At 36.0% G+C, this 26,662-nt stretch carries 21 protein-coding genes and 1 riboswitch; of the genes, 16 read left to right on the top strand and 5 right to left on the bottom strand.

Going from position 1 to position 26,662, the window contains the following annotated elements; translation table 11 throughout:
• Positions 1–64: 64 nt before the first annotated feature.
• From ACYSNW_RS11520 to ACYSNW_RS11505, 4 genes are all read right to left on the bottom strand, one after another.
• Positions 65–2,326, bottom strand: coding sequence for a family 10 glycosylhydrolase (locus ACYSNW_RS11520; protein WP_461744888.1), 2,262 nt, complete (start codon positions 2,324–2,326; stop codon positions 65–67).
• A 333-nt stretch (positions 2,327–2,659) separates the two neighbouring features.
• The gene (locus ACYSNW_RS11515; RefSeq protein WP_461744654.1) at positions 2,660–3,400 is read right to left on the bottom strand and encodes an amino acid ABC transporter ATP-binding protein; all 741 of its coding nucleotides are present in this window, start codon (positions 3,398–3,400) and stop codon (positions 2,660–2,662) included.
• A gap of 11 nt (positions 3,401–3,411) precedes the next feature.
• Positions 3,412–5,004, bottom strand: a complete 1,593-nt coding sequence (locus tag ACYSNW_RS11510) for an ABC transporter permease subunit (protein ID WP_461744653.1) — start codon at positions 5,002–5,004, stop codon at positions 3,412–3,414.
• Positions 5,005–5,217: 213 nt separating this feature from the next.
• Positions 5,218–5,389, bottom strand: a riboswitch (Lysine riboswitch).
• A gap of 209 nt (positions 5,390–5,598) precedes the next feature.
• On the bottom strand, positions 5,599–5,898 hold the full coding sequence (locus tag ACYSNW_RS11505; protein ID WP_461744652.1) for a hypothetical protein: 300 nt from the start codon (positions 5,896–5,898) through the stop codon (positions 5,599–5,601).
• Positions 5,899–6,078: 180 nt separating this feature from the next.
• Here ACYSNW_RS11505 and ACYSNW_RS11500 point away from each other — a divergent pair, with 180 nt between their 5' ends.
• From ACYSNW_RS11500 to ACYSNW_RS11485, 4 genes are read left to right on the top strand one after another with little or no spacing between them, the layout of a single operon-like run.
• Complete coding sequence (locus tag ACYSNW_RS11500) at positions 6,079–6,795, top strand: NAD-dependent protein deacylase (protein ID WP_461744651.1); 717 nt, start codon at positions 6,079–6,081, stop codon at positions 6,793–6,795.
• 1 nt (position 6,796) lies between these two features.
• Positions 6,797–7,642 (top strand): chorismate mutase, encoded by an 846-nt coding sequence (locus ACYSNW_RS11495; protein ID WP_461744650.1) that lies wholly within the window; start codon positions 6,797–6,799, stop codon positions 7,640–7,642.
• Between the two features lie 19 nt (positions 7,643–7,661).
• Entirely contained in the window at positions 7,662–8,180 is a 519-nt protein-coding gene (locus ACYSNW_RS11490) for a 3H domain-containing protein (protein WP_461744649.1), read from the top strand.
• A gap of 27 nt (positions 8,181–8,207) precedes the next feature.
• Positions 8,208–8,840 (top strand): hypothetical protein, encoded by a 633-nt coding sequence (locus tag ACYSNW_RS11485; RefSeq protein ID WP_461744648.1) that lies wholly within the window; start codon positions 8,208–8,210, stop codon positions 8,838–8,840.
• Between the two features lie 60 nt (positions 8,841–8,900).
• Here ACYSNW_RS11485 and ACYSNW_RS11480 read toward each other — a convergent pair whose 3' ends face one another.
• A complete protein-coding gene (locus ACYSNW_RS11480; protein ID WP_461744647.1) occupies positions 8,901–9,887 on the bottom strand; it encodes an L-lactate dehydrogenase in 987 nt (328 codons plus the stop codon).
• A 535-nt stretch (positions 9,888–10,422) separates the two neighbouring features.
• Between ACYSNW_RS11480 and pth the strand changes: the two genes are divergently transcribed.
• The 12 genes from pth (at position 10,423) to lysS (ending at position 25,852) form a co-directional block, all read left to right on the top strand.
• Positions 10,423–10,989: an aminoacyl-tRNA hydrolase gene (gene pth, locus ACYSNW_RS11475; protein ID WP_461744646.1), complete on the top strand. Its 567-nt coding sequence runs from the start codon at positions 10,423–10,425 to the stop codon at positions 10,987–10,989.
• 17 nt (positions 10,990–11,006) lie between these two features.
• Complete coding sequence (gene mfd / locus ACYSNW_RS11470) at positions 11,007–14,543, top strand: transcription-repair coupling factor (RefSeq protein WP_461744645.1); 3,537 nt, start codon at positions 11,007–11,009, stop codon at positions 14,541–14,543.
• A gap of 11 nt (positions 14,544–14,554) precedes the next feature.
• A complete protein-coding gene (locus ACYSNW_RS11465) occupies positions 14,555–16,144 on the top strand; it encodes a putative polysaccharide biosynthesis protein (RefSeq protein ID WP_461744644.1) in 1,590 nt (529 codons plus the stop codon).
• Between the two features lie 4 nt (positions 16,145–16,148).
• Entirely contained in the window at positions 16,149–16,424 is a 276-nt protein-coding gene (locus tag ACYSNW_RS11460) for an RNA-binding S4 domain-containing protein (RefSeq protein ID WP_461744643.1), read from the top strand.
• A gap of 61 nt (positions 16,425–16,485) precedes the next feature.
• Positions 16,486–16,950, top strand: coding sequence for an FtsB family cell division protein (locus tag ACYSNW_RS11455; RefSeq protein ID WP_461744642.1), 465 nt, complete (start codon positions 16,486–16,488; stop codon positions 16,948–16,950).
• Between the two features lie 57 nt (positions 16,951–17,007).
• Entirely contained in the window at positions 17,008–17,481 is a 474-nt protein-coding gene (locus tag ACYSNW_RS11450; RefSeq protein ID WP_461744641.1) for a S1 domain-containing RNA-binding protein, read from the top strand.
• A 298-nt stretch (positions 17,482–17,779) separates the two neighbouring features.
• Positions 17,780–19,171 carry a tRNA lysidine(34) synthetase TilS gene (tilS, locus tag ACYSNW_RS11445; protein ID WP_461744640.1) on the top strand — a complete coding sequence of 464 codons (1,392 nt, stop codon included), beginning with the start codon at positions 17,780–17,782 and terminating at the stop codon, positions 19,169–19,171.
• A 170-nt stretch (positions 19,172–19,341) separates the two neighbouring features.
• Positions 19,342–19,887 (top strand): hypoxanthine phosphoribosyltransferase, encoded by a 546-nt coding sequence (gene hpt, locus ACYSNW_RS11440; protein WP_461744639.1) that lies wholly within the window; start codon positions 19,342–19,344, stop codon positions 19,885–19,887.
• Between the two features lie 95 nt (positions 19,888–19,982).
• On the top strand, positions 19,983–22,148 hold the full coding sequence (gene ftsH / locus ACYSNW_RS11435; RefSeq protein ID WP_461744638.1) for an ATP-dependent zinc metalloprotease FtsH: 2,166 nt from the start codon (positions 19,983–19,985) through the stop codon (positions 22,146–22,148).
• Positions 22,149–22,348: 200 nt separating this feature from the next.
• Complete coding sequence (gene hslO / locus ACYSNW_RS11430) at positions 22,349–23,242, top strand: Hsp33 family molecular chaperone HslO (protein ID WP_461744637.1); 894 nt, start codon at positions 22,349–22,351, stop codon at positions 23,240–23,242.
• Between the two features lie 12 nt (positions 23,243–23,254).
• A complete protein-coding gene (dusB, locus tag ACYSNW_RS11425; RefSeq protein WP_461744636.1) occupies positions 23,255–24,241 on the top strand; it encodes a tRNA dihydrouridine synthase DusB in 987 nt (328 codons plus the stop codon).
• A 114-nt stretch (positions 24,242–24,355) separates the two neighbouring features.
• Entirely contained in the window at positions 24,356–25,852 is a 1,497-nt protein-coding gene (lysS, locus tag ACYSNW_RS11420; RefSeq protein ID WP_461744635.1) for a lysine--tRNA ligase, read from the top strand.
• Positions 25,853–26,662 lie beyond the last annotated feature (810 nt).

Here is a 26,662-nt window from a genome sequence, read left to right as displayed (position 1 = left end):
AGTTCTTATTACTTTTGGATTGAGCGCTCTTTATGAATAAAGTAGCTGAAAACTACCTCTAAAATTAAGACTTAGTTATTTGGCTTCGCTTTTTTGAAAAAAAGTATTTTACTGAAAAGCCTAGCAGGAAAATACCAGCAAGTGTTAACCAATGATTTGTCGATTCTCCGGTTGAAGGGAAAGATTTTCCCGTTGGTTTTGTCGTTTCATCATTTCCTGCAGCTTTTTTTTCTGTGGTACTAGTTGTCGATATTTTGGTTTCTTCTGTTGTTGAAGTACTTGTCTTTGTTCGATATATATAAACCACATTTTGTTCTTGTTCAGTGAATTTCCCAGTAGCATTTTTAGGTGTCTCTACGAGTTCATATCCTGCAAATTCTTTCGCCTCTGTTTTGTAAGGAGTATCAATTTCACCTTCCAAAACAAGATTTTCTTTAGTCAATTGTTTTTTATCTTCTGTCAGATAAGAGACAGTAATTTTTCCAGTTGTTTTCTTTTCATCTGGGACAACTTCTGGAACCACTATTTTTGTCGGTTCAGATTCTACACCAGCCGCATCTACTGCGGTCACATAGTAAGACGTACCTTCTTTATCATTTTCAGAAACAAATGAAAATTCAGCTTGATCTTGTTTTTTGAATAGTCGTTTTACGATATTTCCTGGATTAGCTGTAACTTCTTCAGCAGTTCCGGTTCCTTTATAGACAACAAAGTAACGTGTTTGATTTGCTGCTTGATCTTTCCAAGTCAAAGTTGCTTGATTTTTTGCTTGAACTAAATTCATCGAAATCGGTGCAGAAATGGCTTGATGTGAGAGCCATGGTTTTTCTGGAACTAAAGAAGGTGTTGAAAAATACTCATTTTTTAGTAATTCAATCGCTTGATTTTTTGCTTGATTGCGTTCTTTCAAGTTATCCGCTAATGAAGGGATATCCGAGGGAATCAAATCATTGTAACTAAAAAGAACACTACCATCGATATTGTCATATTGTTGATTAAATTTCATTTGATTAGGAATTTCCTCAGGATTTAACCAAGCGACTTCCCAACCACCATTCGTCGCATGTTTATAGTTGGCATGTCCAACATAAACTTGGCTATGACTACCTTCAGCAACATTATTCCACCAACGAGTCAATTCGCCGTATGGGGCAGCTTTTTGATCAAAACTCCAGTAAATTTGCGGAATGATATAGTCAACAGTTTCTTCCTTGACCCATTTATAAGTGTCTGCAAAAATGCTACTAGAGTATGATTGGGAAGAAGTAGTAGGCGTGTTGGAGCCACGAGAGTCATTGGTTTTATGCTCCCAGATCCCAAATGGACTGATCCCGAATTGGACTGCTTTTTGCTTATTTTTATTATGGCTATCTAGCATAGATTTAACACCAGATACTAAATGAGTAATATTATCTCTGCGCCATTCTTCGATATCTGTATAGCCTTTTCCGTATTTTTCAAAAGTGGCTTGATCTTCATTTTTGTCTCCAAAAAAGACATTATCTTCTCCGACAGTAATGCGGTATGGATAGAAATAATCATCAAAATGAATCGCATCGATATCGTAATTTTCCACAACTTCTTTCATTGAGTCGATAACATAGCTTTGTACTTCTGGAATACCAGGATTCAAGAATAATTTTTCATCAAACATCAAGACATTTTCAGGGTGCTGTGCGGCATAATTGTTTGGTGCTAGAATACCAGCTTCTTTCAATTTGAGGACTTGTTCACTAGTGCTTAATGCCAGAACTTCATCTTTGCTCATCTTTAGTTTATCCAAAGTACTTTGATCAGACAGTTTTGTGTTTGTAACACGGTAAGGATTAAACCACGCATGATACTCCATTCCAGCTTCATGTGTGACATCAATCATCCATTTCAACGGATCATAGCCAGGATCAGTCCCCTGAGATCCGCTTAAAAATTCTGACCATGGATTCAGTTCTGATGGGTACCAAGCATCTAATAATGGACGGACTTGGAAAATCATGGCATTCATGTTCCAGTCCGATAACGTTTGTAGACGTTCTAAATAACTCGCCTTAAAGTCTGCTTCACTTGTAGGTTGTGGCATATTTAAGTTAGCGATCGTTGCTACCCAAGTACTTTTAAATTGATGTTTTGGTTGACTATAGGTACTTGGAAGTGTTACAAACTCAGTGGCATTTTCATAGAACGGAACTGGCGATTTTGTGTCATAGCCTAAAGTCCCCTCTGCATTTTTAGTGTATTTGTACAATGGTTGATTTTCCGCCAAAGCAGTACCAGAAATCAATGTGGAACAAAAAAATAACAGGCAAGCAAGTGCTCCTTTTCTTTTCATTTTCAAAATTAACTCCTCCTAATTTTATTAAAACGCTATCATTATAAAAATACTATACCATTGGCGAAATATTTTTTCAATATAATATTCTATTTAACGTAATTTTCTTTCTTAATAAATCTTATTCTTATGAATATAGAAAATAAAAAGACTTTTAGATAGAATTAACGGTTATTTATTTTAAAAATATGAATTGGTGTTTGGAAGTTGTATACAACTTTTAATAAATTTGAATTTTAAGTGAGTCAATTAGAAAGAAGGAGAGGGAAGTAAATAAAAAACGGACAACTCCGAATTTAAGTAAGGAGTTGTCCGCTATAATTTTGACTTGATTTATTCTTGTGCCAAAATTCGGTGTAAAAATTCTTTTGTACGCGTTTCTTTTGGATGAACAAAGATATCATCTGAAGTTCCTTCTTCAGCAATTACCCCTTTATCCATAAAAATTACGCGATCAGATACTTCTTTAGCAAATGCCATTTCATGGGTCACAATGATCATTGTTAATCCCGTGTTAGCTAAATCTTTCATTGTTTTCAATACTTCACCGACCATTTCTGGATCAAGAGCAGAAGTAGGTTCATCAAATAACATCATATCAGGGTTCATTGATAACGCACGAGCGATAGCTACACGTTGTTTCTGTCCACCAGATAATTGAGCAGGCTTCGCCTCAATAAAGCGACTCATGCCAACTTTTTCCAGATTTTCTAAGGCGATTTGTTTTGCTTCTTCTTTGTTTCGTTTTAAAACAGTGGTTTGCCCAGAAGTACAATTATCTAAAACATTCATATTATTGAATAAATTGAATGATTGAAACACCATTCCTAAGTGCGTACGGTACTTAGGTAAATTATAGCCACGTTCCAACACATTTGCGCCATCATAAATGATTTTGCCCGCTGTTGGTTTTTCTAGCAAATTAATACAACGTAACAAGGTTGATTTTCCAGAACCAGACGAACCGATAATTGTCACAACTTCTCCTTTATTCACGGATAAGTTAATATCTTTCAAGACTTCATTTTTACCAAAACTTTTTTGTAAATGTTCAACATCAATAATCGCAGTCATCTTTTTTCCTCCTAGCTTTCTTTTCCGTTGGTCACTTCTTCAGTTTCTTCTGCTTTAATGTAAGCAGAGGGACCATCCATTTTCTTTTCAACGATTCGTAAAATACGTGTGATTGCATACGTCATGATTAAGTAAATGATTCCAACGATAGTAAAGGTTTGGAAAAATTGGAAGTTTGCGCCAGAAGCAGCATTTCCTTGGAAAAAGAGATCAGCTACACCGATAACACTTAATACAGCAGTATCTTTGATATTGATGACAAATTCATTTCCTGTTGCAGGTAAAATGTTTCGTAAAACTTGTGGAATAATTACCTTTCGCATAGTTTGACCATGTGTCATTCCGATAGCTTGTGCCGCTTCAAATTGACCTTTGTCTACTGCAAAAATACCACCACGAACAATTTCAGACATGTAAGCACCCGTATTAACAGAAACAATAAAGAGGGCGGCAACTGTTCGATCTAATGAAATACCAAAAGCAAGAGCTAGTCCATAGAAGATAACCATCGCTTGAACCATCATTGGTGTACCGCGGAAAACTTCGATATAAATTGAAAGTAAGGCATTACAGATTTTTTGTACAATACGTAAAACAGGATTTTCTGATTCTGGAATTGTACGAACGACACCGATTAATAACCCTAAAGTCGTACCGACTACTGTACCGATTAACGCGATAAATAAGGTTAAACCAGCTCCGCGTAAAAACATAGTGCCATATTGATCCCAAATCGTTTTGAAATCAGTCCAAACACTTGTTTTTTGTTCATCGTCTGTTTTAGCAGCAGGTTGATCTTCAATTGCTTGATCCATGATATCAGTTCGCTCTTTAGCAGAAATTGTCCCTAAAATTTGATTGACTTTTTCGATTTCTGGGTCACCTTTACGCATGCCGACCGCAATTTGAACATCTTCTGGATTGGTTTGAAACCCATCTACTTTATCAAACTCTAACATAGCTAAGTCTTTGTTGACGCTAGTAGCAGTGACGCCTTCAGGACGCTCACTTACATAGCCATCAATCATACCAGAAGCTAAAGCTGTTCGCATAGCGGAGAAATTGTCCATTGCTTGTTGCTTATTCACATTTGGAATTTGATCGATAACGCTGTAATGAAATGTATTTAGTTGTGCAGTCAATTTTGCGCCCGATAAATCTTTGATTGATTTTGCCTCACTATATTTACCGTCTTTTCTAACAACGACTACTAATTGTGACTCATAATAAGGATCAGTAAAATCGATTTCCTTTTTACGTTCAGCGGTTGGACTCATTCCTGCGATAATCGCATCGATTTTGCCAGATTGTAAAGCCGGAGCTAAGCCATCCCATTTTGTTTGAACAATAACTAATTCTTTATCCAAACCTTCGGCGATTTTTTTGGCGATTTGAACATCGTACCCTCCTGCAAAGGAAGAATTTCCTTGAATCGGAACGGCACCATTAGCATCCGTTTTTTGAGACCAGTTAAACGGAGCGTAGCCAGCCTCCATTCCTACACGAAATTCAGCTTTTTCTTCTGCGTACCCAAAATGTGGGGCAACGAGAAGACTAATCATAAGTGCAAATAATAGACTTAGAAATGTTGTTTTTTTCTTCATGTTTTTTCACCTTTCTGTTTTCTGCAACTAAAAAATATCAATCTTAGATCAATTAGAGTAGTGAAAGGTAGAGATAAAATCAGTTGGCTTTTAAAATTAGCTGGTTTATTCATTTCAGCTCATTTTTTAACGAACTCATGCATTTGAATGCATTAAAAAAGCAACCATGCAGATGCAGGGTTGCCTAGTATCGTTAGGATTTGTAGTTCTCAACAAAGACATAGCGCAACTTAGCATCACTACTAAGACAGTCCGTAAATTATTCACTTACGACCCAACATAGAATAGAGAGGCTATTCTATATTTCGGCGATTTTTCCTAGACTTGCTTCACGGTGTCCTCTCACTCCACAAGCGTAATAAAAATCGCAACCTCTACCTCAAATTGAGGTACTATTTAGTTATCAGATTAAGTACAAAGTTTACGTTAGTTCGCTTAAAATGTCAATTGATTTACTATCGCCATTGGCTTTGAAAAGGACTTTATAATAAAAGAGATAACTTAGTTAACTAGCTGTAAAAAAACAGAAGCAAATAGTCGGAATAAAAATCTCTCCTGACTTTTCACTTCTGTTCTAATTTTTTTCGTTCTAACTTATGCTTGTGGAGCTGTTTTTGGTTCACGACCTAAAATAGCTTGTAAAACAGTTAATACTCCATAAGAGACTAAAATAGTATAAATCAAACTTGAGTAAGTTGTAATATCGAAGTCCCATGTTTTATAGATAACTAATACAATTGCTAAAACAATACCTGCAATGACATTAAGTGCAGCAAAAGCCCAAAGATTTCCATTTTCTTTACGTGAAAGATAGAAGATAGAGAACCATAAGCTTAAAACACCCCAAGCGATGCAGACTAAAATTGCCGCCCAATAAATAATAAATGCTACCATTGAAAGTTTCACCTCACTTTTATACAACTTGTATTCTATCATCTTATCTGAATTTTGTCATGAGAAGCAGATGACAAATTTGCGTGAATCAAGTAGAATTTATTTCGTCCTTGTTTTATCCAAGATTTTTACCAACAAGTATAAAGTTACGTTATAATAAAATGGTAGGAGATGATTGAGTTGAAACAAATTGAAAGCGCAAAGGCAGTTGCCTTGATTCAAGCAGCAGAGTCACTTACCTTTTTAACTGGTGCAGGTATTTCAACACCATCTGGCGTACCAGATTACCGTTCACTCACAGGAATCTATCAAGGAATCGAGCGACCTGAATATTTATTAAGTGATACATGTATGAGGAGAGAGCCAGAAAAATTTTATGAATTTGTAAAAAAATTATATCATCCAGCAGCAAAGCCAAATGCGATTCATCAAGCTATCGCTGGTTTAGAAAAGAAAAAGTCTATTTGGACGATTTCCCAAAATATTGATGGTCTTCATGAAAAAGCAGGGAGTCATCAACTAGTTGATTTTCATGGTAGTCTATATCATTGTCATTGTTTAAAGTGCGGCAAGCCTATTACCTGGGAGGATTATTTACAATCTGATGAGCATGCGACTTGCGGTGGTCAAATCAGACCCGATATCACATTGTATGAAGAAGCTCTTTCAGAAAAAGTAATTGAACAAGCAATCAGAGCTGTCAGTAATACAGAGCTGTTAGTGATTGTAGGAACTAGCTTTCAAGTTCATCCGTTTTGCGATTTGATTCATTATGCATCAGAAACAACGACGATACTGGTAATTAATCAAACACCACTCCACATAGAACGACCGTATTATTTTTTAAAGGAAAATGCGTTAACTACATTTAAAAACATTAAAATAGAGGAGCAATGAAATGGAAAAAATAAAATCAGAACGTGAAAAAATGATTGATGGAGAGCTTTATTTCGCTGCTGACCCAGAGTTGGTTGCAGCAAGAAACCATGCAAGAGAACAAATGAAACTAATAAATAACGAACAAGATTCGTATGTTAGACGTCAATTATTAGAAGAAACATTTGGGTCAACTGGAACAGGGAGTCACATCGAACCAACGATTCAATTTGATTATGGTTTCAATATCCATGTAGGAAAAAATTTCTATGCAAATTTCAATAATGTCTTTTTAGATGTTTGTCCGATTACAATCGGTGATAATTGTATGTGCGCGCCAAATGTTCAGCTTTACACCGCAACTCATCCGTTACATCCTGTAAAAAGAAACAGTGGATTAGAATATGGCAAACCGATTACGATTGGTGACAATGTTTGGCTTGGTGGAAGTTCAGTAGTGATTCCTGGTGTTACTTTAGGGAATAATGTGGTTGTTGCGGCGGGGTCTGTTGTCACGAAGTCGTTTCCTGATAACTGTGTAATTGGCGGTAATCCAGCGAAAGTACTTAAAATGATTGAATTAGATGAACCAAAACAGCAAGCACCATTGGCTATTCAGAGAGAAAAAATTAATGTATTAGATAAAAAAATTGTGGCTTTACTTGAAGAACGAATGGATGTGGTTGAAGAAATCGCATCAGTAAAGAAAGCAACTGGAAAAAACGTATTAGATACTTCACGAGAACAAGAAGTATTAGAAAAAGTAGGTCATTATGTTGAAAATGAAAAATATAAGACCACCATTCAAGAAACCTATCGAGGAATCATGGATGCTTCAAAAAAATTCCAACAAAAACAAATCGACTAAGTCGGCAGGAGGAATAGGGATGGACGGAAACGAAAGACGACAAGAAATCCTTCATTGCTTAGAGAAAACTGAAAAGCCGATTAGTGCTAGTTATTTTGCTAAATTATTTGGTGTCAGTCGGCAAATCGTTGTTGGTGATGTAGCGTTGCTGAGAGCTTCGGGACATGGAATTGTAGCAACGGCTAGAGGCTACCTTTATCAAGAAGAAGCTGTGCAAGGAATGGTGACCCAAATTGCGTGTCAACATACCTTGGCACAAACAGAAGAAGAACTTTTACTAATCATCTCTCTTGGCGGTGAAGTATTGGATGTGATTGTTGAGCATCCGCTGTATGGAGAATTAAAAGGAAATTTGCGACTTAAAACGAAAAAAGATGTTACGAACTTTATAGAAAATTACAAAAAAAATAACGCTTCCTTACTTTCCATGTTGACAGAGGGGATTCATTTGCATACGATTCGTTGTCAAAACGAAGAAAAATTATTAGCAATAAAAAAAGCGTTAGCTGAAAAAGGACTTTTATACAAAAATAGTTGAAAATCTAGTTTGTCAGGAGGCTCTAAATTGAAAAGAGGATTAATTCTCTTGAGCACATTACTATTGGTTGGTTGCTCAAATTCCAAAGCAGAAAAAGATGAGACAAATAGTCCGTCTGAAAGTAAAATAAGTACATCTTCAACGACTACAGTCAGTAGTACAACGAGCCAAAAAAAAGTAGAAAATAGTTCAACTACTAGTTCTTCGACAAGTATGACATTAGAAACAACTTCGTTAGAAGGACAATCTTATCCTTATGAGGTTGATTTTGAAACATTTAGTTCCATCACTAGCTTTTTTCATACAGGGGTAAATTTACCTAACACGATTTCATTTCAATGGAGTAATCCTGAAAATGGTCAAATTACATTTACAAAAGATATGTTCAATACGAATTATGCGGTCTCCTATAAACAAATTCCGGCACAAGCAATTCGAATTTTTTCTGCTGATTCGAATGCAAATGATATCAGAACCGTCAATGTCAACACAGAAATAGTTTTGGAGCAACGACTTCAAAGTACTGATGATCGTGAAATGAAAGGGAATTTATACGCATTTATTAATAAAAATGGTGGAGTTTCTTTAGTAACACCAAATTATGCTGGGAATGTGGAAACAAAGAATATGGATGTAATGGTAGAGTACTTACCTCAATAAAAAAAAGAACGAACAACCTCTGTTTTTAAAGTTGTTCGTTCTTTTTATTTTTAAGTTAATTTATTCGTTTGTTTGTTCAGCTTCGAATTTTTCAAAAGCAGTTTCGATTACTTCTTTTAGCGCTTTAGCAGAAGCGTCCATACGATCTTTTTCAGAATCAGTTAAAGGAATTTCGATGACTTTTTGGATTCCTTGACGATTGATCACAGCAGGAGCCCCAATATAAATATCATTCTGACCATATTCACCATCTAAGTAAACTGAAAGTGGGAAAACTGAATTTTCATCATCTAAAATAGCTTTAGTGATACGAGCTAATGCGACTGCAATCCCGTAGAACGTAGCGCCTTTCTTTTCAATAATTGAGTATGCAGCATCTCGAACATTGAAAAATAGATTAACCATTGCTTCTTCATCCACTTCAGGATTATTTTTAACCCATTCGTAAATTTGTAAACCGGCAACATTTGCATGAGACCATACAGGAAATTCTGTATCCCCATGTTCCCCTAAAATATAAGCATGTACGTTTCTGGCATCTACATCAACTAACTCAGCAATTGCTTGACGGAAACGTGCAGAATCAAGAGACGTTCCAGAACCAATAACGCGTTCTTTTGGAAATCCTGAGAATTTCCATGTAGAATAAGTTAAGATATCGACAGGATTAGCGGCAACCAAGAAAATACCTTGAAAACCAGATTTGACAATTGAATCAACAATTTGTTTGTTAATCTTTAAGTTTTTGTGTACTAAATCAATTCTTGTTTCACCAGGCTTTTGCGCAGCGCCAGCAGTTAATACAACTAGGTCAGCATCATGACAATCAGCATAAGTTGCTGCATAAATTTTCTTAGGAGAAGTAAAGGCTAATGCATGGGATAAATCGGCTGCATCTCCCTCTGTTTTTTTAGTATCAATATCAATAATACCAACTTCTTGAGCAATGTTTTGTGTCACTAAAGCAAATGCATAACTAGAACCAACAGCGCCGTCTCCTACTAAAATCACTTTTTGATGATCTTTATTTTGTGCTGCTTCGACCATGTGTATCATTCCTTTCGATAGTTTGTTTTATATATGGATAATACCATCATTTGTAAGTTTTGTCACGTTATTCGCTGTTGAAAATAATACAGTTTTTCGGGCTGTTACAAATGCGAACTCTTACATGTGCGTTAATTCACGATTCTTACTTAAGGAAATTTTAAGATTTATTGTAACAGTCACCATTTTTTAATAATTGAAATTGTTTGAACAATAGTTAATTGTGGTATAATGTAATAAAATTGGGTGAATAAAACTAGGTGTGTATCTACATAGATTTTTTAGCTAGTAATGCTACTTTAAATTATCAAGAGATAAAAATTAAGACGATAGAATTTTGCTATCGTAAATTTTTATCTCTTATTGACGTGAGAACATGAATTAACCAACGCTTATATAGCCTAAATAAATCAAACAGATAAAGAAGTTGTAAACTTAATACGAGTTCCCTTTGTCTGATTTGCCTTTAATTCTAGTTCAACTAAAAACTACCACTTGGGCAGAGAAAAAATTAGAAGGAAAAGAGTATGAGAACATGAAAATGATTGTAGGATTAGGTAATCCAGGAACAAAATACCAAGAAACAAAACATAATATAGGCTTTATTACGCTTGACGAGATGGCTTATCGTCAAAATCTTTCGTTCAGCAAAAATCAATTTGAAGCAGATATTGCAGAGTTTTTTATTGGAACTGAAAAAGTCATGTTGGTTAAACCCTTGACCTTTATGAATGAATCAGGACGAGCGGTAGGACCTTTAATGACTTATTTTGGTGTGGAAGAAAAAGATTTGATTGTGATTTATGATGACTTAGATTTACCTGTGGGGCAGATCCGTTTACGTGAAAAAGGTGGCGCTGGTGGACATAATGGAATCAAAAGTTTGATTTCCCATTTAGGTACAAATGTGTTTCCTAGAATAAAAGTAGGAATCGGCAGACCTATAGGACAAACACCGGTTGTTCATCACGTGCTTAGTGCTTTTCCTAAAGAGAACCATGAAGAGATTCTACTTGCGGTAAAAAAAGCAGCCGATGCTGCGTTTTATGCGTGTGAAGGACATAGTTTCGTTGAGACGATGAATCAGTTTAATGGCAAATAGAAAAGGAGGAGCCTGATTTGAATATTATTAAACGTATTGGTAAAAGTACTCAAGTTAAAGAGTGGCAAAATAGCTTTTTTGAAAGTGGACGGCAATTGATCACTGGGTTAGCAGGCTCTGCTAAAACATTAGTAATGACTAGTGGATACAAAACAAAAAAACAAAAAGTGATCGTTGCGGTTCCTAATTTATATTATGCCACTCAGTTAGTTGAAGACTTTAGAAATTTATTGCCTGAAGAAGAAATTTATCATTTTCCAGTTGATGAAGTATTAGCAGCTGAAATGGCTTTTTCTTCACCTGAAGCACGTTCTGAAAGAGTCGCAACGTTGAATTTCTTGTTGACGAACAAACCAGGAATTGTTGTGGTTCCTGTTGCTGGACTAAGACGTTTTTTACCTAGTAAAAAGAATTGGAAGCAGGCACAGCTCGTTTGGTCATTGGGGAGCGAAATAGATTTAGAAAATTTAGCCCAACAATTAGTATTAATGGGTTACGAACGTCAGCCATTAGTTGGTAAACCAGGCGAATTTAGTATTCGAGGTAGTATTGTCGATGTGTATCCTTTGAATTCAGATTACCCAATAAGGGCTGAATTATTTGATATTGAAATTGATTCTTTACGTTATTTTGAAGCAGATACGCAACGTTCATTGAGTCCTATTGAATCAGTCACTATTTCCCCTACGACGGATTTGATTTTTTCAAAAGAGGACTTATCTTCAGGCGGAACCAAGCTTAAAGAAGCATTGGAAAAACGTGTGTCCGTAGCTAAAGACGTGACAGAAAAAGAATTTTTGCAAGAATACTATGGTCAGCTATTGACTTCGTGGGAACAAGGAATCCCGACGGATATGGCTCATTACTATACTGATTTTTTATACAGTAACAAGCAAACAATCTTAGATTATTTTCCTAAGGGTAGTCTACTTTTTGTTGATGATTACGCACGTTTAGCTGAAACAGAGCGTGAAATTACTCGTGAAGAAGCTGAATGGCAAGTAATGAAATTAGAGGAAATGCGTATTTTTTCTGAGCAAAAATTTAGTCTGGACTTTCATGATCAAATTAGAAAGACACTTTTAGCGACCACTTTTTTCTCACTTTTCCAAAAAGGAATGGGAAATTTACGTTTTCAAGCAGTCCATAATTTTCAATACCGTTCTATGCAACAGTTTTTTGGTCAAATGCCTTTACTAAAAACAGAAATGGATCGCTGGCAAAAGCAAGATCAAACGGTCGTTGTCTTTGTGCCGACGAAAGAACGTAGTCAAAAAGTAGAAGAGTTATTTCGTGAATTTGAAATTCCTAGTGTAACCACTTCTTTTGATAAAATTATTGAGGGAAAAGTTCAGCTTGTTGAAGGAGCCTTGCACTCTGGTTTTGAATTACCTACCGAAAAACTAGTGACCATTACGGAAAAAGAAATCTTCCACACGACGACTAAAAAACGAGCTCGTAGGCAAATGGTTTCCAATGCAGAACGCTTGAAAAGTTATAGCGATTTGAAAAAAGGTGACTATGTGGTTCATGCGAATCACGGAATTGGTAAGTATATCGGGATGGAAACGCTAGAAGTTGATGGTGTTCATCAAGATTACATTACTATTTTGTATAAAAATGATGATAAACTTTTTATTCCTGTCACACAATTGAATTTGATTCAAAAATTTGTTGCTGCAGAATCCAAAGTTCCTAAAGTCAATAAATTAGGCGGTAGTGAGTGGACGAAAACGAAGCGAAAAGTTACTGCTAAAATTGAAGATATTGCAGATGATTTGATTCAACTTTATGCGGTTCGAGAATCTGAAAAAGGATATGCTTTTCCACCTGATGATGCCTATCAGGAAGAATTCGAAAATGCTTTCCCTTATAGTGAAACAGATGATCAACTGCGAAGTACTGCTGAAATAAAACAGGACATGGAAAAAGCACGTCCGATGGATCGTCTTTTAGTTGGTGATGTTGGTTTTGGAAAAACAGAAGTAGCTTTGCGTGCTGCGTTTAAAGCAATTAATGATAATAAACAAGTCGCTTTTTTGGTTCCTACAACGATTTTAGCGCAACAACATTATGAAACAATGGTCGATCGATTTGAAGGTTTTCCGATAAAAGTCGGCTTATTGAGTCGTTTTCGAACCAAAAAACAACAAGCAGAAACGATTGAACAAATCAAGCATGGTCAAATCGATATTTTAGTTGGCACTCATAGACTGTTATCACAAGATGTATCATTTAGTGATTTAGGGTTATTAGTAATTGATGAAGAACAGCGTTTTGGTGTAAAACATAAAGAACGATTAAAACAACTTCGTTCTCAAGTGGATGTATTAACACTCACGGCAACACCGATTCCACGAACGCTCCATATGTCAATGTTAGGGGTTCGTGACTTATCTGTTATTGAGACACCACCTGAGAATCGTTATCCAATTCAAACTTATGTAATGGAAAATAATCCTGGAGCGATTCGTGAAGCAATCGAACGTGAATTAGCACGAGACGGTCAAGTTTTCTATCTTTATAATCGTGTGGCTACAATCGAACAGAAAGTAGAAGAACTACAAGCATTAGTACCAAATGCTAGGATCGCTTTTGCGCATGGTCAAATGACTGAGGTTCAATTGGAAAATACCTTATTTGATTTTATTGAGCGACAATATGATGTTTTAGTCACAACCACGATTATTGAAACAGGTGTTGATATCCCCAATGCGAATACGCTGTTTGTTGAAGATGCAGACTACATGGGTTTGTCAACGTTGTATCAACTACGAGGACGTGTTGGTCGAAGCAATCGCGTTGCGTATGCGTATTTTATGTACGAACAACAAAAAATTCTTAATGAAGTTAGTGAAAAACGTTTAGAAGCTATCAAAGATTTTACTGAATTAGGTTCAGGCTTTAAAATTGCGATGCGTGATTTGTCGATTCGCGGAGCTGGAAATCTGTTAGGTGCGCAACAACACGGATTTATTGATTCTGTTGGATTTGACATGTATGCACAGATGTTGTCAGAAGCAGTGGCAAGAAAACAAGGAAAAAACGTTCAAGATTATAAAACTTCGGTTGAAATTGATTTAGGAATTGATGCGTATATTCCGACTGAGTATATTACAGATGAACGTCAGAAAATTGAAATTTATAAACGAATTCGTCAGCTTGAAAATCAAGAAATGTATGAGGAATTAGAAGCTGATTTATTAGATCGATTTGGAGAATATCCAGATGAAGTCGCTCACTTGTTGACAACTGGTCAAATCAAAATGAATGGGGATCGAGCATTATTAGAAACAATCCGTAAGCGTCAAGAGACTATTACGTTTACTTTAAGTAAAAAAGGAACGAAAGCTTATAATGTAGAACAACTTTTTGAAGCGTTAAAGGCTACACAATTAAAAGCGGATTTAGCTGTGGAAAAAGAAAAAATGACGATTCGCTTGAAACTAGCGAAAGATATGAGAGAAGCTATTTGGATTCAAGAAGTGGCAGCCTTTACTGATGCTTTACGCCATGAGAAGAATAAGGCGCAGGAAATTGCGCAAGAGGCGTAGGAGGATAAAATATGGCTCATAAAGAAATGCGAGCGATGATGCAAGGAGCATTTGTTTTAACACTAGCCTCTTTTATTGCGAAAGTATTAAGTGCGTTTTATCGCGTTCCTTTTCAAAATTTAGTTGGCGATGAAGGGTTTTATGTCTATCAACAAGTTTATCCGATATATGGGATTGCGATGACCTTAGCTTTAACAGGTTTACCGCAGTTTATTTCTAAAATAGTAGCAGAAAAGCAAGAAGTCAGTGAACAAAAAAAAGTCTTGAAGCAACTGTTCCCGTTTGTTTTTATTATTGCCTTCCTATGTTGGTTGTTCTTTTTCTTTGGCAGCCATGAAATTGCAAAGGTAATGGGAGATGAGCGACTGGCTTCGTTGATTCAAGTCGTTTCATTTACTTTTCTTTTAGTTCCGATTCTTTCGTTTTATCGCGGAAATTTTCAAGGCCATTTATTTATGACACCGAGTGCGATTTCACAGGTTATGGAACAACTCGTTCGTGTAATTGTGATTTGGGTGGCTGCCTATTGTTTTGCAAAATATAGTTGGAGTATTTATCGAACAGGAACGGTTGCAATGGCAGGAGCCTTATTAGGCGGTGTCGTCGCAGCATTGATTTTGGGATACTATGATCATAAGATTCGTGTCGGTAGCCGAGAATATTTAACGAAATGGGTCGTGGATTCAGAAGCTAAAACGTTATTTGGACGATTATTATTAGAAGGTGGGCTTGTTTCTTTATATAGTGCTTTCTTAATTTTATTCCAATTAGTAGATTCTTTCTTTGTGAAAAATGCTTTGGTTTTATCTGGGTTTAGTGATACAGCAGCTAAAGTCGAAAAAGGTGTCTATGACCGCGGTCAACCGTTAGTTCAATTAGGTTTAGTTGTAGCTCTAGCTCTAAGTTCAACTTTTTTACCTGCATTGACAAAGTATTTTATTTCCAAAAATAAAAATCGCTTTTTACAAGCAGCTAAGATATTTCTCCGTTTGACAACAGCGATTGCCTCTGCTGCCTCTGTCGGTTTGATTTTATTGATGCCGTATATGAACTTTACGCTATTCAAAGATTATAAAGGAAATGGTGTTTTAGGCGTTTATGCATGTTCAATTGCTTTTATGGCAACTATTCAAGCATACCAAAGTGTTCTGCAAAGTAGGAATAAATTTATTACGCCGATTATTGCAGCTGTAATTGGCTTAGTGACAAAATTAATTTTAACGAGTCCATTAACCCAATTGTGGGGAACGATTGGAGCAAGTATTTCAACAATTTTTGGTTTAGTTATGACGTTGATTTGCTTACTATTATTTTCGAAAAAAGAAATCAATCGTTTCTTTATTGAAGATCATTTTATCGGAAAATTAATTGTTTGTTTAGGTTTCATGATAATTGTGTTACTCTGTTATCAAGGTAGTTTAGCTATTCTATTTGGTCCAATTGAACATCGAAGTCAAGCACTACTTGTTGCTTTAGTTGGAGTAGTGATTGGTGGAATTTCGTTTCTGTTTATGATTATACGAACCAAATTATTTACAGTCCGCGAGTGGTTATCTCTACCATTTGGGGCAAAAATACTACGAATAAAAATGAAGAGGTGAGCGTATGCGTTTAGATAAATTTTTAAAAGTATCCCGTATTATCAAAAGAAGAACTGTTGCTAAAGAAGTAGCAGATAAGGGAAGAATCCAAGTAAACGAACTATTAGCTAAGTCGTCAACAAGTGTAAAAATTGGTGATAAAGTGAAAATTCAATTTGGGAATAAATTGCTTGAAATCGAAGTAGTAGCTTTACACGATTCAACCAAAAAAGAAGATGCTGCTAAAATGTATCAAATCATTTCAGAAACAAGAGTTGAAAATAGTGATAAATTAGATTAGACAACGTTCTTAGATGTTGGTATAATAAAACGGACAATCCAAAACGACTGGAGCGGAAAACATGGTAAAAAAGAAAAATAACATGGAAAAAGTTGCTGCATTAGATAATGAGTATACAAAAGAGCAGTATGCAGAATTTCAAGAACAGCAAAAACAGTTGATTTTCAGACGCCGACGTTTAGCGGTTGTTTTCTTTATTGCATTTGTCGTTTTTTTGCTTGCTGGAATCCAGCTAGTAAAAGATTATCAGCGTTTGAATGAATTTAAAGTACAAGAAGCACAAGCAACATCGGATTCATTGAAAGCAGACCAAAAGATGAAAAAATTAGAACAAGAGGTTGCGCTTTTAAATGATGAAGATTATGTCGCTAAATTAGCGAGAAGCCGCTATTTCTATTCTAAAGAGGGCGAAAGTATCTATACAGGTTTACCAGATTTCACAGCGAATACAGATACAAAAAACGAACAAAATCAAGCAACAACAGAAAGTCAATCACAGCCGAATTCAACTGAGAATAGCGAATAATCAGAAGAAGAAGCTGACGATATATTAGGGTAATTAAATAGGAGGAACATTTTTTTTATGTCAATTGAAGTAGGAGCAAAGCTACCAGGAAAAGTTTCAGGAATCACTAACTTTGGAGCATTCATTGATTTAGGTGAAGGAAAAACAGGTTTGGTTCATATTAGTGAAGTATCCAATGGTTTTGTAAAAGATATTCACGATGTCTTAACTGTAGGAGATGAAGTGACCGTTAAAGTAACTTCTGTAGGCGATGATGGGAAGGTTGGTTTATCTATCAGAAAAGCTCAAGACCAACCAGAAGAACCAAAACGCGAATTTCAACGTCGTGAAAACAATGATTATCAAAACAATCGTGAGCGAAATCAACGCCCTGTACAGAAGAAGCAATTCACACGTGCGCAACCAACTAACTCAAAACAAGACTTTGACTCATTGATGAGTTCTTTCTTGAAAGATAGCGATGATCGCTTATCTTCATTGAAACGAAACACTGAAGGTAAACGAGGCGGACGAGGCGGACGTCGTAACTAAATAAAAAAGAGGCTGAAGCAAACGATTATTCGTTTTGTTTCAGCCTTTAAAGTTTTAGCTTAATGATTGAAAAATAAGTCAAAAGCGCACAAATTACTTTTGTATCAAGTTTCGCTCATACTATGTTGTGAATGAACGTTGAAAACAGCCTTTTTTATAGAAGATACATCAAATGGCTATTATTGGAGAAGTCATAGTGGTGAATACAAAATGGTGTTCTATTATTTCTATGGCTTGACTTCTCTTAGCTATGGATGCAGTGGTATAAATTTTAAATTTAAGATGAAAGGAATCGAAAATGTTTAAAAAATTTCTTGCTCATGGGAGAAAAAACCATTTTTGGTCCCGAGATAGTCGTATCTTATTGGCTATTTCAGGTGGTGTCGATTCGATGGTCTTGTTAAATTTTATGGAACAAATAGCTAAGCAAGAGCAAGTGACTATAGGTGTTGCACATGTGAATCACCAGTTGCGCCCAGAATCCATTAATGAAGCAGCTTATATCAAAGAGTATTGCCGAAGAAAACAGTTGCCATATTATGAAATAAAATGGACAGCTCAGAGCAAAAAATCAAATATAGAAGCGAGAGCTCGTGCGTTTCGTTATGAATTTTTTGAAGAGATCATGACTAAAAACAACTATGATAGTTTAATGACTGCACATCATAGTGATGATCAAGCTGAAACGGTTTTGATGAAACTGACGAGAGGTAGTGCGTTGCTAAATTTAGTTGGTATACGCCCAGTCCGTTCGTTTGGTAAGGGGAAACTGATTCGACCTTTCTTAATTTTTCCCAAAGATGAGTTGGAAAAATTGGCAAATGCATTAGGAATTGTGTATTTTGAAGATAGTACCAATCAAACAAATGCTTATTTTCGCAATAGAATGAGACATCAAGTAATACCCGTGCTAAAAAAAGAAAATGCTAACTTTTTGTCTCACATCAAGCAATTCACTGAACAAATCGCGCTGGCAAATGAAGTGATTCAGTCAGTAGTCGAACCAAAGTATGAGCAGTGGGTTGTGCAAAATTCACGTAGTTGGCAAATCGATTTAAATGAGTTGAAAAAAGAAAATAGAAGTATTCAAGTCTTTTTTTTCAATTTCTTTTTCCAGAAAACGTTGATTGATAAAGGCGTTGAAATCAACCAAACACATGTTGAACAAATTCTTCAAATTCTCAATCAAGATTCACCCCAAAAAACAATTAATCTTGGTAAAGACTGGCTTTTTGAAAAAAGATATAATCAAGCAGTCATCCATCAAAAAAAGAAACAAGCGATTGATTTAGCGAATGTAACGTATCAAGTGAATTTATCCGAAGGAATTTTTTTATCTGAAACAGAGTGGCTTGGACTGGAAGAAGCAACTAAAGAATTAGTTCTTCCTAGAGAAATAGTAGATTGGCACGAAGAAATTCTCTTAATCAAACAGCAGACGCCATTGCCGTTAGCTATTCGTCATCGACAAAATGGAGATCGACTAAAACTTTCAGAATCGTTAACAAAGAAAGTTAATCGGCTGTTTATTGATCTTAAAATTCCCAACGAAAGCAGAGAAACTGCATGGGTTATTTTATCTGCAGAACAAGAAGTAATTTGGTTGCCAACTTTCGGCAATTCATATTTGAGTATTCCTAAAGAAACTGATAAAATGTTTTACAGGATCCGTTATAGAACCAAAAGGTAATTTATTTTATGATTATCGAAAGCTGATGACGGAGTTCGACCTAAATCGAACTAAATGTTTTGTATCTTAATTCTCAAGCGAGAATAAGACAAATATGAAATAGAAAGTGAACCGATTTAAAAAAATAATCCTCTAAGTTGACTTAGAGCTAGGAAGAGAAGGAGCAAAACATGTTAGAAAAAGATATTGAGAGTGTTTTAATCTCAAAAGAACAAATTCTAGAAAAAGCAAGTGAACTTGGAAAAACCCTTACCGAAGATTATAAAGATAAAAATCCGTTAGTAATCGGTATTTTAAAAGGTGCGGTTCCTTTTATGGCGGATATTACTCGTGAAATAGACACTCATATAGAGATGGATTTTATGGATGTTTCAAGTTATGGAAATGCAACTGTTTCTTCTGGCGAAGTCAAAATTGTCAAAGACTTAGATACAAATGTTGAAGGTCGCGATATTTTGATTGTTGAAGACATCATTGATAGTGGACGTACACTTGCGTATTTAGTGGATCTATTTAAGTATAGAAAAGCTGCATCCGTGAAAATCGTCACATTATTAGATAAACCAGAAGGTAGAGTGGTTGATATCACAGCAGACTATGTTGGCTTTGATGTACCCAATGAATTTGTTGTGGGCTATGGCTTAGATTATGCGGAAGCGTATCGCAATCTGCCTTATGTCGGGATTTTAAAACCTGAAATTTATAAATCAAATTAATATCTCCGAATGAAATTGTTATGTTACAATAGTAAGGTCAGATTGAATAAAAAAACGTGAATAAATTTACGAATGGAAATTAAAGGAGGACAGGCATGAATAAAAAAAATAATGGCATGAAAAATGGCCTGTATTATGTACTACTAGTCTTAGCACTAGTCATGGTGGTCTATTTTGTCTTTGGCAATAGCAACCAGCAACAACCGAATATTGAATATTCAAAGTTCGACACACAATTAAAAGATGGAAAAATCAAAGAATTTTCGATTCAACCGACAAATGGTGTGTACACAATCACTGGTGAATATAAAGAAAAGCAAGAAATTAAAAATACTGGTGGTCTTTCATTGTGGGGATCAACTGAAGTGTCAAGCAAGTCTTTCAAGACCGTTGTGTTACCAAGTGATTCAACAATAGCAAATATTCAAGATGCAGCGAAAGAAAATAATGTTGCACTTACAGTGAAAGAACAATCAACTAGTGGTGTTTGGTTGTCCGTCTTATTCAGCTTTTTACCAGTTGTTCTAATTTTCTTCTTGTTCTATATGATGATGGGACAACAAGGTGGCGGCGGTGGCGGTGGCGGCCGTGTCATGAACTTTGGTAAATCAAAAGCCAAAGAAGCTGATAAAAAAGCAAACCGTGTCCGTTTCTCTGACGTAGCGGGTGCAGAAGAAGAAAAACAAGAATTAGTTGAAGTTGTTGAATTCTTGAAAGATCCAAGACGTTTTGTCGAATTAGGCGCGCGTATCCCAGCTGGTGTTCTTTTAGAAGGACCTCCAGGGACAGGTAAAACGTTGCTTGCCAAAGCAGTAGCTGGTGAAGCAGGCGTACCATTTTATTCGATTTCAGGTTCTGATTTTGTGGAAATGTTTGTCGGGGTCGGTGCAAGCCGTGTCCGTGACTTATTTGAAACAGCTAAGAAAAATGCGCCAGCAATCATCTTTATTGATGAGATTGATGCAGTGGGTCGTCAACGTGGTGCCGGTATGGGCGGCGGACATGACGAACGCGAGCAAACATTGAATCAATTGCTAGTTGAAATGGATGGGTTTGATGGTAATGAAGGAGTAATCGTTGTTGCGGCAACTAACCGTTCTGACGTATTAGATCCAGCGTTACTTCGTCCAGGTCGTTTTGACCGCCAAATTTTGGTGGGTCGTCCTGATGTTAAAGGTCGTGAAGCAATCCTTAGAGTTCATGCTCGAAACAAACCATTGGCTGACGATGTTGATTTGAAAGTTGTTGCGCAACAAACTCCTGGATTTGCTGGGGCTGATTTAGAAAACGTACTAAACGAAGCGGCCTTAGTTGCTGCTCGTCGTAATAAAAAGAAAATTGATGCTTCTGATGTGGATGAAGCAGAAGATCGCGTGATTGCAGGACCAGCTAAGAAAGATCGTGTCATCAATAAAAAAGAACGCGAAATGGTGGCTTACCACGAAGCAGGACATACGATTGTCGGTTTAGTTTTAAGCCGTGCTAGAGTTGTTCATAAAGTAACAATCATTCCTCGTGGACGTGCTGGCGGCTATATGATTGCTTTACCAAAAGAAGACCAATTCTTAATGACTAAAGAAGATATGTTTGAACAAATCGTTGGTTTATTAGGTGGACGTACAGCCGAAGAAATTATCTTTGGCGTTCAATCAACAGGAGCTTCAAATGACTTTGAACAAGCAACAGGCATTGCTCGTAGTATGGTTACAGAGTATGGAATGAGTGAAAAATTAGGACCTGTTCAATACGAAGGAAATCATCAAGTATTTGTTGGTCGTGATTATGGCCAAACTAAAGCTTATTCAGAACAAGTAGCTTTTGAAATTGATCAAGAAGTTCGTCGTATTTTAATGGATGCTCATAAAAAAGCGCATGAGATTATTGAAGCGCACCGTGCGCAACATAAATTAATCGCAGAAAAACTATTAGAATTCGAAACATTGGATGCTCGTAGTATTAAATCTCTGTTTGAAGAAGGTAGAATGCCACAAGATGTAGTGGACAGTCAGTTCCCTAGTGAAAAGGCACAAACTTTTGAAGAAGCAAAACGTGCACTAGAAGAAAAAGATGCACAAAAACAAGCCGAAGAAAAACAAGATTTTGAAGAGGCAAAACAAGAATTCGCTGAAGAAGCAGAAGAAATCAAAGCTGCTAGTGAAAAAGCAGAAAAAACGATTCAATCTGAAGAAAATTCTACTGATGAAACAAAAAAAGAAGATTCTGAGTATGATCGTAATAACTTTGAAGATCGTTACAAATAAACAAACTAAAAATTAGCAGACATTCCTGCCGACTCCCGATAAGATTGGGAAATGGCAGGAATGTTTTTTTGTAAAGTATTAACTAAATGGATTCTTAAATTAAGTTTCTGAAATTATTTAGTTGAAAAAAAGCTCAATTGCTAGTATTATCTGATAATGAGTCAGAACTTTACCCAATTAGAAAAGAGGGAAAACATAGAATGAATGATTATTTAGTAAAAGCATTAGCGTATAACGGTGCGATTCGTGCCTATGCAGTTTGTGCCACCAATACAGTTTCAGAAGCTCAAAAAAGACATGACACATGGAGTTCTTCTACCGCAGCTTTAGGTAGAACAATGGTTGGTGCTTTATTATTAGGAGCGACATTGAAAGGCGAAAATAAACTGACGGTCAAAATCCATGGAAACGGCCCAGCAGGTTCAGTCATTGTAGATAGTGATGGTAGTGGAAATACAAAGGGGTATATCAAAAACCCTCATGTCAGTTTAAAATTAAATGATAGTGGCAAAATTGATGTTCGAGGTGCAGTTGGAACAGAAGGAGTATTTACAGTTGTTAAAGATCTAGGATTGAAAGAATCTTTTTCAGGTCAAACTCCGATTGTTTCTGGTGAAATTGGTGAAGACTTTACCTATTTTATGGCTGTATCAGAACAAACACCCTCGGCTTTTGGCTTAAGTGTTTTAGTTGATACAGATGAAAGTGTAAAAGCAGCTGGTGGTTTTATGATCCAAGTAATGCCAGGGGCTGAAGAAAGTACTATCGATTTTATTGAGCAAAAATTACATGAAATTCCAATGATATCTCGCTTAATTGATGAAGGGGAGTCGCCAGAAGAATTACTTTTCAGAATTCTTGGTGAAGATGTTGAAATTCTAGAAAAAATGCCTGTTCAATTTAACTGCGAATGTTCAAAAGAAAAATTCGGTACAGCAATCATTGCGGTCGGATTAGATGAAATCAACGCAATGATTGACGAGGACCATGGCGCAGAAGCTGTTTGTCAATTTTGTGGTAACAAGTATCAATATAGTGAAGAAGATTTGATTGCATTACGTGATGAAGCAATTAAAAATACCCGTGAAAAATAGGAGGTAACCTTTGTGTGGAAAATAGGTAATGTTGAAATTCCTAATCGTGTGGTCGTAGCACCTATGGCTGGAATCAGTAATGCAGCCTTTCGAGTGACTGTTAAAGAATTTGGGGCCGGCTTAGTGGTCTGTGAAATGATCAGTGATAAAGGAATTCAATTTAGAAATAAAAAAACATTAGAAATGCTTTATATCGATGAAAGAGAATATCCGTTAAGTGTGCAGATTTTTGGTGGAGATAAAACAACCTTAGTCGAAGCGGCTAAATTTGTAGAAGAAAATACCAAAGCGGCAATTATCGACATAAATATGGGGTGTCCTGTTAGTAAAGTGATCAAAGCCGAAGCTGGAGCAAAATGGTTATTAAATCCTGATAAAGTGTATGAAATGGTCGAGGCAGTTTCTTCTGCAGTTCAATTACCCGTAACGGTCAAAATGAGAACAGGTTGGGATGAAGATCACTTGTTTGCAGTAGAAAATGCATTAGCTGCTGAAAAAGCAGGTGCTTCTGCAATAGCTATGCATGGTCGAACTCGGGTACAAATGTATGAAGGAAACGCGAATTGGGATGTCTTAAAAGAAGTGAAACAACAGTTAACCATTCCTTTTATGGGAAATGGAGATGTTCGAACACCAGAAGATGCGAAACGGATGTTGGAGTATGTCGGAGCAGATGGTGTTATGATTGGTCGAGCGGCACTAGGCAATCCTTGGATGATTAAACGAACAAAGCATTATCTTGAAACAGGTGAGCTATTACCGGAACCTACAGCTCCAGAAAAAATAGAAATAGCCAAACTTCATCTACAGCGTTTAGTAGATTTGAAAGGTGAATCGATTGCTGCACGTGAATTTAGACAACATGCTTCTTATTATTTAAAAGGAATACCAAGAGCAGCTAAAGTAAAAGTAGCGATTAATCAAGCAGAAACGCAACAAGAAATGATTGATTTGATGGAAGAATTTGCTACTAAAAATGAAAAACAAATGACAAAATAAGGAACCATAAATAGCTAAAAAAAGAAATTCAAGCTGAATCATAAGTTCAGCTTGCTTTTTTTTGTTTTTGTATGGCATTATTAGGGTATGTGATTTTAGAATGGAGGAAAAAGAGTGACAGAAGAACATCAAGCACAAGTAGAAGAACTAAATGATCAAATGCTTGTCCGTCGTGAAAAGATGGAAAATTTACGTAACGAAGGAATCGATCCATTCGGAAAACGTTTTGATCGTAGCCATAATTCAAAAGAATTACATGAAAAATTTGATAGCTACTCAAAAGAAGAATTGGCAGATATGAATGAATCAGCAAGTGTTGCTGGCCGTATGATGACCAAACGTGGTAAAGGAAAAGCTGGTTTTGCTCACTTACAAGATCGTGACGGCCAAATTCAAATTTATGTACGAAAAGATCAAGTGGGCGATGAAGCCTATGCTATTTTTAAACAAGCCGATTTAGGGGACTTTTTTGGTGTAACTGGCGATATTATGAAAACTGATACAGGTGAAGTAACAATTAAGGCTAAGTCAATCGTATTGCTAACTAAAGCATTGCGTCCGCTTCCTGATAAATATCATGGATTGACAAATATCGAGCAACGTTATCGTCAACGTTATTTAGATTTGATTAGTAATAAAGATAGCTTTGATCGTTTTATGAAAAGAAGCCAAATTATCAGTGAAATTCGTCGTTACCTTGATGGACATGGGTATGTAGAAGTTGAAACACCAGTTTTACACAATGATGCTGGTGGAGCAGCAGCTCGTCCGTTCATTACACACCATAATGCTCTTGATATGGATTTATATTTACGAATTGCATTAGAGTTGCATTTGAAACGTTTGATTGTTGGCGGCATGGAAAAAGTATATGAAATTGGACGTGTTTTCCGTAATGAAGGGATCGATACAACCCACAATCCTGAATTTACAATGTTAGAAGCATATACAGCTTATACTGATTTTAAAGATGTCATGGATCTGACGGAAGGTATTATTCGCAATGCAGCTGAAAAAGTATTAGGAACGACTACGATTACGTATGATGAAAAAGACATCGACCTAGGCTCGGAGTTCAATAGAATTCATATGGTTGATGCCATCAAAAATGAAACAGGAGTCGATTTTTGGCAAGAGATGTCAGTCGAAGAAGCGCGTGAATTAGCCAAAAAACACAATGTTGAAATCAATGATAATATGATGGTAGGTCATATTTTAAATGAATTCTTTGAGACTTTTGTAGAAGAAACGCTTCAACAACCGACTTTTATCTATGGGCATCCAGTTGAAGTTTCGCCTCTAGCTAAGAAAAATCCAGAAGACTCACGTTTCACTGACCGTTTTGAATTGTTTATTGTAGGGAAAGAATTCGCCAATGCCTTTACTGAATTAAATGATCCAATTGATCAACGCGAACGTTTTGAAGAACAAGAGAAAGAACGTGAGCAAGGAAATGATGAGGCACATGGAGTAGACGAAGACTTCATTGAAGCTTTAGAATACGGATTACCACCGACTGGAGGATTAGGAATCGGAATTGACCGTTTAGTTATGTTATTGACTGATGCGCAGTCTATTAGAGACGTTTTATTATTCCCAACTATGCGTTAATCAAATAGAAGAAAGCTTAAGGAGACGACAAAAAATCTCACTTAAGCTTTTTTTGTAAATAATATTGCTTTAAATTACAAATATCAATAGTAAAATACGAACAATTAAGTCTATAAAACAATAAATAAACGGGAATAAAAAAAACTTAAAAAAAGTGCGATTTTTAGTTGACCTACAACGAATTTATTGATATATTAATACTTGTCGCTAGGCGGGAAACACAAAACGCTAAGTGATTGAAAAAATTAAGTCATCAAAAATAGTTTTTAATTTTAAAAAAGTTGTTGACAAATGATGAGAAACTTGATAAGATATAAAAGTTGCTGGCGAAACAAACAGTAACAAATTGGATAACAAACAAGTTGTTCAAAAACATTGAAATATCAACAAAAAAGTTGTTGACAAATAACAAATAAGTTGATATGATATAACAGTTGTCGCTGATGAAGTGATAACAAATCGAAACAAACTACTAAAAAGTTTTTTTAAAAAGTAGTTGACATCGAAAAAGAGACATGATATAATTTAGAAGTTGCCGCACGGCGACTTAAGTAGACCTTTGAAAACTGAACAAAGCAAGACGAACCAAATGTGTAGGTTGTTTTTACAATGGTAAAAACAAACAACAATTTTTAAAACAAGCGAAGCAATATGCTAGCAAACAAAATGAGCTTAACAATCGAAAGATTGTGTTCAACTTTTATTATGAGAGTTTGATCCTGGCTCAGGACGAACGCTGGCGGCGTGCCTAATACATGCAAGTCGAACGCTTCTTTCCTATCGAGTGCTTGCACTCACTTGGAAAGAGGA

This window comes from Enterococcus sp. LJL99, assembly GCF_054871725.1.
This window is presented reverse-complemented; position numbering and strand designations above follow the sequence as displayed.